The sequence below is a fragment of the Sphingomonas mangrovi genome (assembly GCF_047975845.1).
Lineage (GTDB): Bacteria > Pseudomonadota > Alphaproteobacteria > Sphingomonadales > Sphingomonadaceae > Sphingomonas.
The window spans coordinates 1-12,949 of record NZ_JBIUCZ010000026.1 but is presented as its reverse complement, the minus strand read 5'-3'; the positions used below and the strand labels follow the sequence as shown (position 1 = coordinate 12,949).

The 12,949-nt window shown below is 70.7% G+C and carries 10 protein-coding genes; 6 read left to right on the top strand and 4 right to left on the bottom strand.

The genetic code is table 11. The annotated features are described in order from the left end of the window. Positions 1-24: 24 nt before the first annotated feature. From ACBY01_RS12540 to ACBY01_RS12530, 3 genes are all read right to left on the bottom strand, one after another. Positions 25-1,125, bottom strand: a complete 1,101-nt coding sequence (locus ACBY01_RS12540; RefSeq protein ID WP_416461219.1) for an ATP phosphoribosyltransferase regulatory subunit — start codon at positions 1,123-1,125, stop codon at positions 25-27. 302 nt (positions 1,126-1,427) lie between these two features. Continuing rightward, positions 1,428-3,005 carry a phosphoglycerate dehydrogenase gene (gene serA, locus ACBY01_RS12535; RefSeq protein WP_416461218.1) on the bottom strand — a complete coding sequence of 526 codons (1,578 nt, stop codon included), beginning with the start codon at positions 3,003-3,005 and terminating at the stop codon, positions 1,428-1,430. A 141-nt stretch (positions 3,006-3,146) separates the two neighbouring features. Then, the gene (locus ACBY01_RS12530; RefSeq protein WP_416461217.1) at positions 3,147-4,319 is read right to left on the bottom strand and encodes a phosphoserine transaminase; all 1,173 of its coding nucleotides are present in this window, start codon (positions 4,317-4,319) and stop codon (positions 3,147-3,149) included. Positions 4,320-4,585: 266 nt separating this feature from the next. On the opposite strand from ACBY01_RS12530, the gene ACBY01_RS12525 reads away from it, so the two are divergent. Both ACBY01_RS12525 and ACBY01_RS12520 read left to right on the top strand, forming a co-directional pair. Next, positions 4,586-5,275, top strand: a complete 690-nt coding sequence (locus tag ACBY01_RS12525; RefSeq protein ID WP_416461216.1) for an extensin family protein — start codon at positions 4,586-4,588, stop codon at positions 5,273-5,275. A gap of 250 nt (positions 5,276-5,525) precedes the next feature. Continuing rightward, positions 5,526-6,404: an LOG family protein gene (locus tag ACBY01_RS12520; protein WP_416461215.1), complete on the top strand. Its 879-nt coding sequence runs from the start codon at positions 5,526-5,528 to the stop codon at positions 6,402-6,404. Between the two features lie 315 nt (positions 6,405-6,719). Here the strand turns inward: ACBY01_RS12520 and ACBY01_RS12515 are convergent, their stop codons facing one another. Then, positions 6,720-6,881: a DUF1674 domain-containing protein gene (locus ACBY01_RS12515; RefSeq protein WP_416461214.1), complete on the bottom strand. Its 162-nt coding sequence runs from the start codon at positions 6,879-6,881 to the stop codon at positions 6,720-6,722. A 100-nt stretch (positions 6,882-6,981) separates the two neighbouring features. On the opposite strand from ACBY01_RS12515, the gene ACBY01_RS12510 reads away from it, so the two are divergent. From ACBY01_RS12510 to purH, 4 genes are all read left to right on the top strand, one after another. Continuing rightward, complete coding sequence (locus ACBY01_RS12510) at positions 6,982-8,247, top strand: RsmB/NOP family class I SAM-dependent RNA methyltransferase (protein ID WP_416461213.1); 1,266 nt, start codon at positions 6,982-6,984, stop codon at positions 8,245-8,247. Between the two features lie 230 nt (positions 8,248-8,477). Next, positions 8,478-9,140 carry a ribulose-phosphate 3-epimerase gene (rpe, locus tag ACBY01_RS12505; RefSeq protein WP_416461212.1) on the top strand — a complete coding sequence of 221 codons (663 nt, stop codon included), beginning with the start codon at positions 8,478-8,480 and terminating at the stop codon, positions 9,138-9,140. Then, positions 9,137-10,888 carry a heparinase II/III family protein gene (locus ACBY01_RS12500; protein WP_416461211.1) on the top strand — a complete coding sequence of 584 codons (1,752 nt, stop codon included), beginning with the start codon at positions 9,137-9,139 and terminating at the stop codon, positions 10,886-10,888. The genes rpe and ACBY01_RS12500 overlap by 4 nt, the downstream gene beginning before the upstream one ends. A gap of 206 nt (positions 10,889-11,094) precedes the next feature. Next, positions 11,095-12,681 carry a bifunctional phosphoribosylaminoimidazolecarboxamide formyltransferase/IMP cyclohydrolase gene (gene purH / locus ACBY01_RS12495; protein WP_416461210.1) on the top strand — a complete coding sequence of 529 codons (1,587 nt, stop codon included), beginning with the start codon at positions 11,095-11,097 and terminating at the stop codon, positions 12,679-12,681. The last annotated feature ends 268 nt before the right edge of the window (positions 12,682-12,949 follow it).

Here is a 12,949-nt window from a genome sequence, read left to right as displayed (position 1 = left end):
GTGGACGGGTCTTCCGCTACACGCTCACCCCAGCGCGACCGGCCCCGCATCCCCTAGCCGATGCGTGCACAGCTGCGCCTCGGGCGTGTCGTCCTCGGTCAGCGCCGCCACCGTCACCCAGCCTTCCGCGCGCAGCGCCGCACCGGTGGCGGCGGGCGTGCCGAACGGCAGGAACAGCCTCCGGCGCGCGTCGGCGCCGATGCCGGCGTCGAGCAGCACGTCGGCATAGAGCGAGAAGCCGACCGCCGGCTCCGCGCGGCCGTTCTCGCCGACCACGGCATAGGCGCCGCCGCGCCCGATCTGGGTGCGCAGCTCGCGCGCGTAGAGCGAGAAGCCGACCCAGCTCTGATATTCGAAGCCATGCCGCTCGGTCGGGTCGAGCGTCAGCGCCGCGCGGTCGCGGATCGCCTCGGCGATCGCCTCCAGCCCGTCGAGCCGGCTGCCGAGCGCCCCGGCCGCATCGCTCGCGCGCAGCCGCTCGAGCGCCTGGTCGAACGGCCCGGCCGCCTCGATCAGCGGCAGATAGGCCGGATCGATCGCCGCGACCGCGCCGGCGTCCTTGCCGTCCAGCGCCTCGCGCAATGCCAGCAGCTGGTCGGGCGCCAGCGTGTCGCCGGCGAGCGCGTCGAGCAGGTCCGGCAGGGTGAAATCGACGGACACGTCGGTGAGGCCGGCGGCGGCGAGCGCCTCGACCGCGACGGTCACGACCTCGCGCACCGCCGCGACGCTGTCGAGGCCGATCAGCTCCGCCCCGATCTGGCGCAGCGCGCGGCGCTGATCGAGGTCGGCGGCGCGCAGCCGCAGCACCGGGCCGGCATAGCACAGCCGCACCGGGCGCGGGTGGTGGCCCATGCGGGTGGCGGCGATGCGGCCGACCTGCGCGGTCATGTCGGGACGGATCGCCAGCGTCTTCTGCGACACCGGATCGACGAAGCGCACCGCGTCCTGCGCGCGCGCCGCCTTCAGCCGGCGGCCGAGCGCATCCTCGTATTCGGCGAGCGGCGGGTCGACCTGTTCGTAGCCATAGCTGCGCGCGACCGAGAGCACCCGCCCCTCGAACCGCGCGACCGCATCGGCGGCGGGCGGCAGGCGGTCGTGGAACCCTTCGGGCAAGAGGCCGGTCATCGCAAATTCCTGTTGGGCGCGGCCCCGATCGGCGCGCGGCGTCGCGCCCGGCAGCTAGGGGATGTCCCCGCCCGCGACAAGCGGGGGCGGCGGGTACTCCCTACGTCTCCTCTCGTCATCCTGAAGGAAGTCAGGATCCATTGCCGCTCCGCTTGGAGTCGCAAGCGCTGGGGACACCCGTACCCCGGCGGAGGCCGGGGTTCAGTTGCGGAGCGGTCGAGGCGTCAGCACGCCCTTCCGCCACTATCCCAACTGGGCCCCGGCCTCCGCCGGGGTACGATGCTGGTGCGGCATTGCGCTCGTCAGAACGCCAGCGCCATCGCGGTGCGGACTCCGGGCAACGCGCGCACGGTGGCGGCGAGTTCGGGCGTCACCGGCTCGTCGACCGACAGCAGCAGCACCGCCTCGCCGCCCGCCTCGCGGCGGCCGAGGTGGAAGGTACCGATGTTGACCCCCGCCTCGCCCAGCGTCGTGCCGATCCGGCCGATGAAGCCGGGCGCGTCCTCGTTGACGACGTAGAGCATGTGGCCGGCGAGATCGGCCTCGACCTTGATGCCGAACAGTTCGACGAGCCGCGGCGCCTGGTTGCCGAACAGCGTGCCCGCGACCGAGCGGTCGCCCGCCTCGGTGCGCACCGTCACCCGCACCAGCGTGTGATAGTCGCCCTCACGCTCGTTGCGCACTTCGCGCACTTCCAGCCCGCGCTCCTTCGCCAAGAACGGCGCGTTGACCATGTTCACCGTGTCCGAATGGACGCGCATCAGCCCGGCGAGCACCGCACCGGTGATCGGCTTCTGGTTGAGCTCGGCGGCCGCCCCCTCGACCTCGATCGCGATCGACGTCAGTGCGCCGTGCGCCAGCTGGCCCACCAGCGAGCCCAGCTTCTCGGCGAGCGCCATGTACGGCTTGAGCTTGGGCGCTTCCTCGGCCGACAGCGACGGCATGTTGAGCGCGTTAGTGACGCCGCCCGACACAAGGAAGTCCGCCATCTGCTCGGCGACCTGGATCGCGACGTTGACCTGCGCCTCGGTGGTGGACGCGCCCAGGTGCGGCGTCGACACGAAGTTGGGCGTGCCGAACAGCGGCGAGTTTTTGGCGGGCTCGGTCTGGAACACGTCGAGCGCTGCGCCGGCGATATGGCCCGAGTCGAGCCCGGCCTTGAGCGCAGCCTCGTCGATCAGCCCGCCGCGCGCGCAGTTGATGATGCGCACGCCCTTCTTGGTCTTGGCGAGATTCTCGGCCGACAGGATGTTGCGAGTCTGGTCGGTGAGCGGCGTGTGCAGCGTGATAAAGTCGGCGCGGCTAAGCAGCTGGTCGAGCTCGACCTTCTCCACGCCCATCTCGATCGCGCGCTCGGGGGTGAGGAACGGATCGAAGGCGACGACCTTCATCTTGAGGCCGCGGGCACGGTCGGCGACGATCGAGCCGATGTTGCCCGCACCGATCAGGCCCAGCGTCTTGGCGGTCAGCTCGACGCCCATGAAGCGGTTCTTCTCCCACTTGCCGGCCTGGGTGGAGGCATCGGCCTCGGGCAGCTGGCGGGCGAGCGCGAACAGGAGGGCGATCGCGTGCTCGGCGGTGGTGATCGAGTTGCCGAACGGGGTGTTCATCACCACCACGCCCTTGGCGCTGGCGGCAGGAATGTCGACGTTGTCGACGCCGATGCCGGCGCGTCCGACGACCTTCAGGTTGGTCGCGGCGTCCAGGATCTCCTGGGTCACCTTCGTCGAGGAGCGGATGGCGAGGCCGTCGTACTGGCCGATGATCGCCTTCAGCTCGTCCGGCGTCTTGCCGGTGATCTCGTCCACCTCGACCCCGCGCTCGCGGAAGATCTGGGCGGCCTTGGGATCCATTTTGTCGGAAATGAGGACTTTGGGCATGACGATTGGCTTTCTGCAATCGTCATCCTGACGAAAGTCAGGATCTCGAGCCGCAGGGGAACGGATTCATGGCGTTCGCGGCGGGAGATCCCAGCCTTCGCTGGGATGACGGGGATAACTGGAAAAACGAGGAGACGAGGATCAGGCGGGCTTGACCTGTTCCCAGGCCCAGTCGAGCCACGGGCCGAGCGCCTCGATGTCGGCGGTGTCGACGGTCGCGCCGCACCAGATGCGCAAGCCCGCCGGGGCATCGCGATAGCCGGCGATGTCGAACGCCGCGCCTTCCGCTTCCAGCAGCGAGGCCATCTTCTTGACCATCGCGCCCTGCGCTTCGGCATCCGCATCGGTGACGAGCTTCAGGCAGACGCTGGTGTTGGAGCGGATCGCCGGATCGGCCGGCAGATGGTCGAGCCAGTCGCGCGCCGCGACGATGCGGCCGAGCGCGGTGGCGTTGGCGGTCGATCGCGCGATCAGGCCGTTGAGCCCGCCGACGCTCTCGGCCCATTCCATCGCGAAGATCGCATCCTCGACTGCGAGCATCGACGGCGTGTTGATCGTCTCGCCCTTGAAGATGCCCTCGATCAGCTTGCCGCCCTTGGTCATGCGGAAGATCTTGGGGAGCGGCCATGCCGGCGTGTAGCTCTCCAGCCGCTCGACCGCACGCGGGCCCAGGATCAGCACGCCGTGCGCGCCCTCCCCGCCCAGCACCTTCTGCCACGAGAAGGTGACCACATCGAGCTTGTCCCACGGCAGGTCCATCGCGAACACGGCCGAGGTGGCGTCGGCGATGGTGAGGCCGGCGCGGTCGTCGGCGATCCAGTCGCCGTTCGGCACGCGCACGCCCGACGTGGTGCCGTTCCAGGTGAAGATCACGTCATGTTCGGGGCTGACCTGGGTCAGGTCGACGATCTCGCCATAGGGCGCCTTGAGCACGTTGGGTTCGATCTTGAGCTGCTTGACCGCGTCGGTCACCCAGCCCTCGCCGAAGCTTTCCCAGGCGAGCAACGTCACCGGCCGCGCACCGAGCAGCGACCACATCGCCATCTCGACCGCGCCGGTGTCGGAGCCCGGAACGATGCCGATGCGATGGGTATCCGGGACCTGGAGGAGTTCGCGGGTCAGGTCGATCGCGCGCTGCAGCCGCGCCTTGCCGAGCTTCGAGCGGTGCGAGCGGCCGAGCACCTCGGTGGCGAGTTTCTCGGGCGACCAGCCGGGCGGCTTGGCACAGGGACCGGAAGAAAAATGGGGGCGCGCCGGCTTGGCGGCGGGCTTTGCGGGTGCGGCGGACGCACCGATGGCGGGAACCGAAATCATATCCGTCAAAATAGTCTCTCCTTACAGAGAGCACGCGCTGCGTTGGGACAGCGTGGCCCGTCGACGGCCCTAACGGCGCGCGGGCGCTTGTCAACGCCGGTCCGCGCGGATTGGGTGAACGGCGGCGCACGGGCGGCGGGGCGAAGCGCGGTGGGCGCGGTGGGCGCGGTGGGCGCGGTGGGCGCGGTGGGCGCGGTGGGCGCGGTGGGCGCGGTGGGCGCGGCCCGGGTGGCGCAGGCACCGGCACCTCCGCTACACCCGAGGCCATGCACTTGGTTTCGCGTCGCTTGTTCGCCCTGCTGCTGCCGTTTCTGTTGGCGGCCTGTGTCTTCGGCGGCGGACGCGAGGAACGGCGCCCGGCGCCGCGCCCGCGCGGCAGCGGCCCGGTGACGCTGACCGGCCAGACCCCGCGCGACACGCAGCAATGCTATGCCGACCTGTCGCGCGCCGGCGTCCGCTTCAGCCCGCTGCCCGATCGCGACTATGGCGGCGGCTGCCTGGTGCTGGGCGCGGTGCAGCTGGTCGATTTCGGCGTGCCCACTTCCGGCCTGAAGGCGATCCGCTGCCCCACCGCGCGCGCCTTCGTCGGCTGGGTGCAGCACGGCGTCGGTCCGGCCGCGCGCCAGATCCTGGGCAGCGACGTGGTGCGGATCGAAAGCTATGGCACCTACGTCTGCCGCGGCATCGTCGGCCAGGGGGCGGCCGGCTCGGCCAAGCTGTCGCAGCACGGCCTCGCCAACGCGATCGACATCGGCGGCTTCGTGCTGGCCGACGGGCGACGCATCAGCATCGAACGCGGCTGGCGCTCCAGCGACCCGAATGTGCGCGAGTTCCTCCAGATCGTCCACCGATCGGCGTGCAAGCGGTTCAAGACCGTGCTCGGCCCCGACTACAACGCGGCGCACTACAACCACCTGCATTTCGACATGAGCGGCCGCGGCGGCTACTGCCGGTGAGTGCGGTCGCGGGGGAATTCGGAGAGCCGGAATGGCCTCCCTCCTCGTCATCCTGACGAAAGTCAGGATCCATTGCCGCAACGCCAGATGCGGAAGCGGAGCGCGAATGGATGCTGACTTCCGTCAGCATGACGGGGAAGAGCGAGATCGCGCCAGCCGAAGCCCCACCCCCGCTTGCGTGCGACCGCAACCGCGCTAGATTGGTGCGCTTTCGCCCGGTGCGTCCGCGCCGGCTGCCGCAGGAAGCATCATGGCCGATACCCGAGTACCGTCGCGCGTATTCCGCGACGCCAAGCACGAAGCCGAGACCGCACGCACCCAGGTCTCCACCCCGCAGACCGAGCACCCCTCCTACCGCCTCGCCTTCCAGGACATGGACTTCCTGCTGCGCGAGGACCTGCGTCCCGTGCGCTTCCAGCTCGAACTGCTCAAGCCGGAGCTGGTGTTCGACGCGGCGAATATCGCCTCCACCTTCGTGATCTACGGCTCGGCACGCATCCCCGAGCCGAGCAAGGCCGGCGCGCTGCTCGACCTCGCGCAGGACGATCGCGCCAGGCGCATCGCCGAGCGGCTGATCGCCAAGTCCAAATACTACGACGTCGCGCGCGAACTCGCCGGCCTCGCCAGCAACTTCCCGCTCGACGAGGACGGCAAGCGGCACTTCGTGGTGTGCTCGGGCGGCGGGCCGTCGATCATGGAGGCGGCCAACCGCGGCGCGAGCGAGGCGGGCGCCGAGTCGGTCGGGCTCAACATCGTGCTCCCGCACGAACAGGCGCCAAACCCGTACGTCACGCCGTCGCTGTCGATGCAGTTCCACTATTTCGCGCTGCGCAAGATGCACTTCCTGCTGCGCGCCCGTGCGGTGGCGGTGTTCCCCGGTGGCTTCGGCACCTTCGACGAGAGCTTCGAGCTGCTGACGCTGATCCAGACCGGCAAGGTCGCGCCGATCCCGGTGCTGTTCTACGGCCGCGAGTTCTGGGAGCGCGTCGTCAACCTGGAGGCGCTGTGCGACGAAGGCGTGATCTCCCCGCGCGACCTGGACCTCATCACCTTCTGCGAAACCGCGGAAGAGGGCTGGGAGGCGGTCAAGGCGTTCTACCGCGAGCGGGGCGACGAGCTGCCGGTGTGAGGGCGGTCGCTCCCGCTGGCGCTGCGTGCTCCTGCGAAAGCAGGAGCCCAGGGTCAAAAGCGCGACGTTCCGCAATCCTGGGCTCCTGCCTGCGCAGGAGCACGACGGGATTGCGGCGGTGCCTTGGACAGGATCCTCCCTCGTCATCCTGACGGAAGTCAGGATCCGTTGCCGCTACGCTGGAGGCGCAAGCGGAGCGCGTATGGATGCTGACTTCCGTCAGCATGACGAGAATGGACCGAGGTTTTGCGAAGGCCCGCCTACGCCACGCTCAGTCCCTACTCAGCACGAACGGGGCCCTGCTTAGAATCGAACCTAAAAATCCACCGCCACGCCCCTCAGCTCCCAGTCGCCATAGCGCACGGGATTGGCGCCCAGCGGATCGCCCTCGGGCGGCGCGACCGGTTCGGGTTCGGGGACCGGCGGACTCTTCGAAAGATGCTCGGGTGGCTTCACGTGGGGCGGCCGCTGGCCCATGGGACTCTCCGAAACAGATGCAGCCCCCACATCGGCGGCGAAAGGCTCGGGATCAAGGGATGGACGATATGATGCAGTGCGCACCCGGACGGCGCCCCTGATGGCCCGCCCGCAACTCGCCCCCGAACCGCCCGGCGTCCCCGCCCGGCGCGCCGCGCTCCGCCTGCTCGACGCGGTGCTCCGCCGCGGGATCGCGCTCGAAGCCGCGCTCGACCGCGCCGCCGCCGGGCTCGACCGACGCGAGGACCGCGGCCTCGCCCACGCCATCGCCAGCGAGGCACTGCGCCGGCTGCCCGACCTCGACGCGCTGATCGATTCCGCCACCGCGCGGCCCTTGCCCGAGGATGCCAAGGCGCGCTTTGCGCTCCGCATCGCGCTCGTCCAGGCGCTGGCGCTCGGCACGCCGCCGCACGCCGCCATCGCGACCGTGCTGCCGCTGGTCGACGGCGGCCCGCGCAAGCTGGTCCACGGCGTGTTCGGCACGCTGATGCGCGAAGGCGCGACGCTGCCGGAGCTGCCAGAGCTGCCCGCCGCCGCCTGGCTGCGCTGGCAGGCGGCGTGGGGCGAGGACGTCGCCGAAGCGGCCCGCGTCGCGATCGCCGCCCCGCCGCCGATCGACCTTAGCCTGCGCGGCGAGGACACTGCCGCTGGCGGCACCCCGCTCTTGCCGCGCCATCGCCGCGTGCCCGCGGAGTCGGTGGTGCCCAAGCTCCCCGGCTTCGACGAGGGCGAGTGGTGGGTGCAGGACCTCGCCGCCTCGCTGCCCGCGCGGCTGCTGGGCGACGGGCCGGGCACCGCGATCGACCTGTGCGCGGCACCGGGCGGCAAGACGCTCCAACTCGCCGCTGCCGGCTGGGACGTGACCGCGCTCGACGTGTCGGAAAAGCGGCTCGCGCGCCTTTCCGAGAACCTGGAGCGCACCGGGCTGTCGGCCAAGGTGGCCGCCGCCGACGCGCTGAAGTGGAAACCCGCCGCGCCGGTCGACGCGCTGCTGCTCGACGCGCCGTGCAGCGCCACCGGCATCTTCCGCCGCCACCCCGACGTGCTCCACCGCGTCCGCCCGGCGGTGATCGCCGAGGCCGCCGAGCTGCAGGCGCGGCTGCTCGCGCGCGCCGCCGACTGGGTGAAGCCGGGCGGCCGGCTGGTCTACGCCACCTGCTCGCTGGAGCGCGAGGAGGGCGAGGCGCAGGTCGAACGCTTTCTCGCCGACCGCGCCGACTATCGCCTGGTGCCCGCCGCGCCCGAGCTGCTGCCGGAGGGCATCGCGCCCTCGCCGCAAGGTTGGGTGCGCACGCTGCCGGGGATGCTGGCGGAACAGGGCGGCCTCGACGGCTTCTTCATCGCGCGGCTCGACCGGGTGGGCTGAGGGAACGCCTTTCCTTGCTTCTGTACCCCGGCGGAGGCCGGGGCCCAGGTGGGAAGGCCGTCATGGGTGCCCCAATCCGACACCACCGTAACTGGGCCCCGGCCTCCGCCGGGGTACAAGAAGAAAGAGTGCACCGCGTCATCCACAGCGATCACCCGCCCTCGGAATTCGGCGACCGCGCCCGACAGCCGGTTGCGGCAAGGGGCTGCCATGCTAGAGGTCGCGGGATCATGAGCAGACCCGTCCGCATCGCCCCTTCGATCCTGTCCGCCGACTTCGCCCGGCTGGGCGAGGAGGTGCGCGCGATCGACGCGGCCGGGGCCGACTGGATCCACGTCGACGTGATGGACGGGCATTTCGTGCCCAACCTGACCATCGGCCCGATGGTGGTGAAGGCGCTGCGCCAGCACAGCGCCAAGCCGTTCGACGTCCATCTGATGATCGCCCCCGCCGATCCGCTGCTCCAGCCCTTTGCCGAGGCCGGCGCCGACATCATCTCGGTCCATCCCGAGGCCGGCCCCCACCTCCACCGCTCGCTCCAGGCGATCAAGGCGCTGGGCAAGCGCGCGGGCGTGGTGCTCAATCCCGCCACCCCGGTCGAGTCGGTCGACTCCGTGCTCGACCTGGTCGACCTCATCATGGTGATGAGCGTCAATCCGGGCTTCGGCGGGCAGAAGTTCCTCCACAGCCAGCTCGCCAAGATCGCCGCGCTGCGCCAGCGCATCGACTCCACCGGCCGCGACATCGACCTGGAGGTCGACGGCGGCATCGATCGCACCACCGCGCCGCTGGCGGTGGAAGCCGGGGCGAACGTGCTGGTCGCCGGCACCGCCACCTTCACCGGCGGCCCTGCCGCCTATGCCGACAACATCCGGGCACTGAAAGGCGCGTGACCGATCCCGCCCCCGAAGATACCGCACCCGACGGGATCGAAGCGGGCAAGCGGCTGATCCGCCAGAGCGGCGGCAAGGGGCTGTCGCTCGCCGAGCGGCTGTCCGAACGGCTCGAGCGGCTGGCGTGGCGAACGCCGTTCCACGCGCTGCGGCTGAAGGGCAAGCATCCGCTGAAGCTGATCGCGGTCGCCGACGATCCCTTCTTCGGCGATGTCGAGCGCGGCCATGCGCTGCTTGACGGCGTGGTGCTGTTCCGTGGCGAAGCGGTGCCGATCAACGCGCTGTCGCTACCGCGCCCCACCTTTTCGGCTCCGTTCGCCGAATATCTCCACAGCTTCGCGTGGCTGCGCGACCTTTCCAGCGTCGCGACGCGCGCCACCGCCGCGCCGATCGCCGAGGCGATCCTGCGCCACTGGCTCGCGGCGCACGAGAGCAAGGTTTCCGACCCCGCCTGGCGCGCCGACCTGTGGGGCCGGCGGCTGCTGTTCTGGACCGCGCATGCGCCGCTGATCCTGTCGAGCACCGACCTCGTCTATCGTTCGAAGGTGCTGCACGCGCTCGCGCGCGGCGCCCGCCATCTCGACAGCACCGCGGGCAAGGTCGCTGCCGGCGTGCCGCGCGTCGCCGCCTGGTGCGGCGTGGTCGCGGCGGGGCTGATGATCCCCGGCGGCGAGCCGCGCCGCGCGTTCGGCGAGGCCGGGCTCGCCCGCGCGCTCGCAGCCGCGGTGTTCGACGACGGCGGCACGCTCGGCCGCTCGCCCGCCGACCAGCTCGACCTGATCCAGCTGCTCACCATGCTGCGCGAGACCTATGCCGCGCGTCGGATGGAGGCGCCCGAGAGTGTCGGGGAGACGCTCGCCCGGCTGGTCGCGGCGCTGCTCGGCGTGTGCCACGGCGACGGCGGGCTGGGCAGCTGGCAGGGCGCGGCACCGTTGGCGGGCGAGCGCATCGCCCAGATCGTCGAGGCGACCGGCGTGCGCACCCGCCCGCTCCGCCAGGCACGCGACTGGGGCTATCAGCGGCTGTCGGCGGCCAAGACCGTGGTGGTGCTCGACGCCGCGCCGCCGCCCGCCAACCGCCAGGCGACCGGCGGCTGCGCTTCGACGCTGGCGTTCGAACTGTCGGACGCGGGGCAGCGGATCGTCGTCAACTGCGGCGGCGCCAACGGCGCGCTGCGGACGCTGCCGCCCAGCCTGCCGCCCGCGCTGCGCACCACCGCCGCGCATTCGACGCTGGTGCTGGGCGACTCCAACTCCACCGCGATCCACGCCGACGGCGCGCTCGGCCGGGGCGTCAGCGAGGTCGAGCTCAGCCGGCAGGAAACCGACGACCTCAGCCGGATCGAGGCGAGCCACGACGGCTATGTCCGCCGTTTGGGCCTCGTCCACCGCCGGCTGATCACGCTGTCGACGGACGGCCGCGATCTGGTGGGCGAGGACACGCTGCTGCCCGCCACCGCCCGCGGCGGCAACGGCGGCAAGCAGGGCGACGTCGGCTTCGCGATCCGCTTCCACCTGGGACTCGGCATCGAGGTGGCGAGCACCGCCGACGGCCAGGCGGCGTTCCTGCGGCTGCCCGATGGCAAGTCGGTATGGCAGTTCCGCTGCCGCGGTGCCGCGCTCGCCGTCGAGGACAGCCTGTGGATCGACGGCGACGGGCGGCCGCACGGCACCCAGCAGCTGGTGCTCACCGGCATGGCCCAGCCGGGCGGCGCCGGCGTCGGCTGGCGCTTCCACCGCGCGCGGTAGGTTCAAGGCCCGTCCCCTTCTCCGTTCGTTTCGAGTAGCCGTCGAGCTTGTCGAGAGGGCGTATCGAGAAACCGGTCGTTGTGGCTCTCTCGATACGGGCTCTCGACAAGCTCGATCCCTACTCGAGACAAACGGGGATGGGCTCATCCGACCCGACACCCGCTCCCCCCTTGCCTCTCCGCCCAATCGGCGCGAAGGAGCCGCGCATGAACGTCACCGTCACGCGCGCGCTGCTCTCCGTCTCCGACAAGAGCGGCATTCTCGATCTCGCCCGGGCGCTCGACCGCCACGGCGTGGAACTGGTCTCCACCGGCGGCACCGCCAAGGCGATCCGCGACGCGGGGCTGCCCGTGCGCGACATTTCCGACCTTACCGGCTTTCCGGAGATGATGGACGGCCGCGTCAAGACGCTCCACCCGGTCGTCCACGGCGGGCTGCTGGCGGTGCGCGACAATCCCGAGCATGTCGCCTCGATGGGCGAGCACGGCATCGGCGCGATCGACCTGGTGGTGGTGAACCTCTACCCCTTCGCGCAGACGGTGGCCAAGGGCGCCGACCGCGACGAGATCATCGAGAACATCGACATCGGCGGCCCCTCGATGGTGCGCTCGGCCGCCAAGAACCACGCGCATGTCGCGATCGTGACCGATCCCGCCGACTATGCAGCCCTGGTCGAGGAACTCGACGCCAACGCGGGCGCGACGCGCCTCGACACCCGGCGCCGCTTCGCTGCCAAGGCCTATGCCGCCACCGCCGCCTATGACTCGGCGATCGCCGGCTGGTTCGCGAGCGTCGATCAGGGCGAGACGCTGCCCCAGACGCTGCCGCTCGCCTTCACCCGCGCCGACACGCTGCGTTATGGCGAGAACCCGCACCAGACGGCGGCGCTCTACCTGCCCAACACCGGCGCCACCCGCGGCATCGCCCAGGGCCAGCAGCTCCAGGGCAAGGAGCTGAGCTACAACAACTACAACGACGCCGACGCCGCGCTGGAGCTCGTGTCCGAGTTCCGCGACGGTCCGCCGACCGTCGTCATCGTCAAGCACGCCAACCCCTGCGGCGTCGCCACCGGCGACACGCTGCTCGAGGCCTATCAGGCGGCGCTCGCCTGCGACAGCGTGTCGGCGTTCGGCGGCATCATCGCGCTCAACCGCCCGCTCGACGGGGAGACGGCGCGCGCGATCAGCGGCATCTTCACCGAAGTGGTGTGCGCGCCCGACGCCGACGAGGAAGCGCGCGCGATCTTCGCCGCCAAGAAGAACCTGCGCCTGATTGTAACGGGCGAGCTGCCCGATCCGGCGCGCGGCGGCCTCGCCATCAAGTCGATCGCCGGCGGCCTCTTGGTGCAGTCGCGCGACAACGGGCTGCTCTCGACGGAAGAACTGAAGGTCGTCACCAAGCGCGCGCCGACCGAGCAGGAGCTCGCCGACTGCCGCTTCGCCTGGACCGTCGCCAAGCACGTCAAGTCGAACGCGATCGTCTATGCCAAGGACGGCAGCACCGCGGGCGTCGGCGCCGGCCAAATGAACCGACTGGAATCCGCGCGCATCGCCGCGTGGAAGGCCAAGGATGCCGCCGACAAGGCGGGCTGGGCGACTCCGCGCACGATCGGCTCGGCAGTCGCCTCCGACGCCTTCTTCCCCTTCGCCGACGGGCTGATGGCCGCGGTCGAGGCGGGCGCGACGGCCGTGATCCAGCCGGGCGGCTCGATCCGCGACGCAGAGGTCATCGCGGCGGCCGACGAGGCCGGACTGGCGATGGTCTTCACCGGCATGCGCCACTTCCGCCACTGAGGCGAGTACAGCGACGAAGAAAAGGGGCGCCCGCGAGCGCCCCTTTTTTGTGCCTGCCTTTCTTCGTCATCCTGACGAAAGTCAGGATCCATTCGCGCAACGCCTGAGGCTCCAGCCACACGCCAGCCGCGGCCGCCATCCCGACTCACAATCCTAGCGGCAAGAGATGCCCCGAGTTCACAAACGAAGTGCAACACCAGGTTGAGGTGTTGCGATGGGAACCAGGTACCGACAGCTCTCGTATGCGGAACGGTGTGCGATTGCCCGG